Genomic DNA, 3,381 nt, shown 5'->3' on the forward strand with positions numbered 1-3,381 from the left:
ACACCTGCCGCGCGGTGGTGCGCCTGGCGCACCGTCACTCCGCGGCGGCCTCCACCGCCTTGATGTCGCCCGCCTTCGGCGGCGCGCCCTTGCGGCTGCGGCGGCCGCGACGCTCGATCCAGTTGGCCAGCGCGCTGAGCGCCAGGCACATCAGGATGTAGATCGGCGCCACGATCATGATCATCGGAATGAAGGGGAAGCCCATGCTGTTCTTCGCGATGAGGTTGCCGGTGTAGAGCAGTTCCTCGTACGTGATGATGTAGCCGAGCGAGGTGTCCTTCAAGGTGACCACCAGCTGGCTGATGATCGAGGGCAGCATCGCCCGGACCGCCTGCGGGATCAGCACGAAGACCATGACCTGCGTCTTGCGCAGGCCGATCGCGTACGCGGCCTCGCGCTGGCCCTTCGGTACGGCGTTGATGCCGGCCCGGAAGATCTCGGCCTGCACCGAGCCGTTGTAGAGGGTCAGGCCGATCACCAGCGCCCACAGCGGGGCCGAGGTGAAGACGCCCACGTACAGCGCGAAGATCATGATCAGCAGCGGCATCGCGCGGAAGAACTCCACGACGACCGTCGCCACCCACCGCACCGGGGCGTGGTCCGACAGCCGGCCCGCCGCCAGCGCCGCGCCCAGCACCAGCGAGAAGACCGCGGCCAGGGCGAAGGCCTTCAGCGTGGCGAGCAGACCGTCGACGATGCGCTGCTGGATGTCGGTGTACTGGAAGGGCTCCCAGAGGTACGAGGCGAACTGCCCCGACTCGTCGAGCCGCCGGTAGACGAACCACAGCAGTGCGAGGATCACCAGGGCGGCGGCCGCGCCGACGACCCGGTTGCGGATCCTGGCCCGGGGGCCGGGCGCGTCGAAGAGGACGTTCGCGCTCATCGGGCCACCGCCAGCCGGTTCTCGAGCAGTCGGAAGACCGCGCTGATGAAGAGGGTGAGGACCAGGTAGGCGAGTGCCACCCAGACGAAGGTCGCGAAGATGCTGTAGCCCTTCTCACCGAGCGCCTTCTGCACGCTGAACAGCTCGGTGACGCTGAACCCACCGGCGATCGCGGAGTTCTTGGTGAGCGCGATCAGCAGGCTGCCGATGGGCGGCAGCACGGTCCGGGTGGCCTGCGGCAGGATGATCAGCCGCAGGGTCTGGGTGAAGGTCATCCCCAGGCTCCGGGCGGCCTCGGCCTGCCCGAGCGGGACGGTGTTGATGCCCGAGCGCACGGCCTCGCAGATGAACGCCGAGGTGTAGCAGCTCAGGGCGAGCACGGCGAGACGGAAGAAGCTCCAGGTGTTCAGCCCCAGCCGGGGCAGCACCAGCACCGCGATGAAGAAGAGCAGGGTCAGCGGGGTGTTGCGCAGCAGCGTCACCCAGACCGTGCCGAAGGCGCGCAGCGGCGGCACCGGGGACACCCGGAAGGCGGCCATGATCACCCCGAGCACCAGGGCGATCGCCCCGCTCAGCGCGGTCAGCTCGACCGTGCCGAGGAACCCCTCGCGGAAGAGCGCGAAGTTGTCCAGCAGTACGTTCATCGATTCTCCGAAAGGGGTGCGCCGACGGCCGCTCCTGGCCGCCGGCGCATCAGGCTCGGGCTGTGCCGGGGAGGGGGGGACGGGACCCGGGTCAGGCCGGGTCCCGCCCGCTTCAGGACTGGAGCTGCGGGATCTCGGCGCTCACGCCGGACTTGCCGAGCGTGGCGTCGTAGGCCTTCTTCCAGTCGCCGTTGTCCTCGTGGTTCTTCAGCGCGTTGGTGATCGCCTCCTGCAGGACGGTGTCGTCCTTGAGCAGGCCCACGCCGTAGGGCTCCTCGGAGAACGGCTTGCCGACGACCTCGAGGTTGGCCGGGTCCTGGGCCGCGTAGCCCTTGAGGATGGCGTCGTCGGTGGTCACCGCGTCGACCTGGCCGGAGGCGAGGTTCTGCACGCACAGCGAGTAGGAGTCGTACTCGACGGGCTCGGCGCCGTAGTTGCCCTCCTTGATGCGCTGGATGGAGGTCGAACCGGTGGCGGAGCAGACCTTCTTGCCCTTGAGGTCGCCCGTGCTCTTGATGCCGCTGCCCTTCTTGACCAGGAGGTCCTGGCCCGCGACGAAGTACGGGCCGGCGAAGGAGACGGACTTCTTGCGCTCGTCGTTGATGGTGTACGTGCCGACGTAGTAGTCCACCTGGCCGCCGGAGAGGGCGGTCTCGCGGTTGGCCGACTGGATCGTCTTGTACTCGATCTTGCTCTCGTCGAAGCCGAGGTCGGCGGCGATCATCTTGGCGATCTCGATGTCGAAGCCCGAGTACTTCTTGCTGCCGGGGTCCTGGTAGCCCAGGTTCGGCTGGTCGGCCTTGACGCCGATGACGAGCTTGCCGTTCTTCTTGATCCGGTCCCAGGTCTTGGAGCCGGCCAGGTCCACACCGGTCTTGACGGTGTAGGTGGGCAGTTCGGCGGCGGGCGCGCTGCTGGAGCCCTTGTCAGGGGTGCTGGAGGAGGAGGGCGAGCCCTCCTTGCCGCACGCGGTCGCGGTGGCGGTCAGCGCCAGGACGGCCAGAGCGGCGGCGGCAGTGGTACGGAAGCTCATCGTGATCATCCTTAGGTCGGCGAACCGTCGGTGTCGCTCTCAGTGGTGAAGGATCTTCGAAAGGAAGTCCTTGGCCCGGTCGCTCCGGGGATTGCTGAAGAACTGGTCGGGCGTCGCCTGCTCGACGATCCGCCCGTCCGCCATGAAGACCACGCGGTTGGCGGCGGACCGGGCGAAGCCCATCTCATGGGTGACGACTACCATCGTCATCCCGTCGCGTGCGAGCTGCTGCATGACCTCCAGCACCTCGTTGATCATCTCCGGGTCGAGCGCCGAGGTCGGCTCGTCGAAGAGCATGACCTTCGGCTCCATCGCCAGCGCCCGGGCGATCGCCACGCGCTGCTGCTGGCCCCCGGAGAGCTGCGCCGGGTACTTGTCCGCCTGGCTGCCCACGCCGACCCGGTCCAGCAGGGCGCGGGCCCGCTCCTCGGCGGCCTTCTTGCCGGCCTTGCGCACCTTGACCTGGCCGAGCGTGACGTTCTCCAGGACCGTCTTGTGCGCGAAGAGGTTGAACGACTGGAAGACCATGCCGACGTCGGCGCGCAGCCGGGCCAGCTCCCTGCCCTCCTGGGGCAGCGGCTTCCCGTCGATCGTGATCGCGCCCGAATCGATCGTCTCCAGGCGGTTGACGGCCCGGCACAGCGTCGACTTGCCCGACCCCGAGGGGCCGATGACGACCACGACCTCGCCGCGGCCGATGCTGAGGTTGATGTCCTGGAGCACGTGCAGCGCGCCGAAGTGCTTGTTCACGTCCTTCAGTACGACCAGGTCGTCGGGCGCCGGAACGGCGTCCTCGGTCACCGGCACTTCGGTCATCGGCG

Annotated in this window: 4 protein-coding genes; all 4 read right to left on the bottom strand. The window is 68.2% G+C overall.

The genetic code is table 11. The features are described from left to right. Nucleotides 1-34: 34 nt before the first annotated feature. Nucleotides 35-883, bottom strand: a complete 849-nt coding sequence (locus tag PV350_RS45675; protein WP_499514392.1) for an amino acid ABC transporter permease — start codon at nt 881-883, stop codon at nt 35-37. Then, the gene (locus PV350_RS45680) at nt 880-1,527 is read right to left on the bottom strand and encodes an amino acid ABC transporter permease (protein ID WP_499514393.1); all 648 of its coding nucleotides are present in this window, start codon (nt 1,525-1,527) and stop codon (nt 880-882) included. Before PV350_RS45680 ends, PV350_RS45675 begins: the two co-directional genes overlap by 4 nt. Nucleotides 1,528-1,639: 112 nt before the next feature. Beyond that, on the bottom strand, nt 1,640-2,560 hold the full coding sequence (locus PV350_RS45685; RefSeq protein ID WP_499514394.1) for a glutamate ABC transporter substrate-binding protein: 921 nt from the start codon (nt 2,558-2,560) through the stop codon (nt 1,640-1,642). Between the two features lie 39 nt (nt 2,561-2,599). Further along, the gene (locus tag PV350_RS45690; protein ID WP_499514395.1) at nt 2,600-3,376 is read right to left on the bottom strand and encodes an amino acid ABC transporter ATP-binding protein; all 777 of its coding nucleotides are present in this window, start codon (nt 3,374-3,376) and stop codon (nt 2,600-2,602) included. Nucleotides 3,377-3,381 lie beyond the last annotated feature (5 nt).

This window comes from Streptomyces sp. PA03-6a (assembly GCF_033792765.1).
Taxonomy (GTDB): domain Bacteria; phylum Actinomycetota; class Actinomycetes; order Streptomycetales; family Streptomycetaceae; genus Actinacidiphila.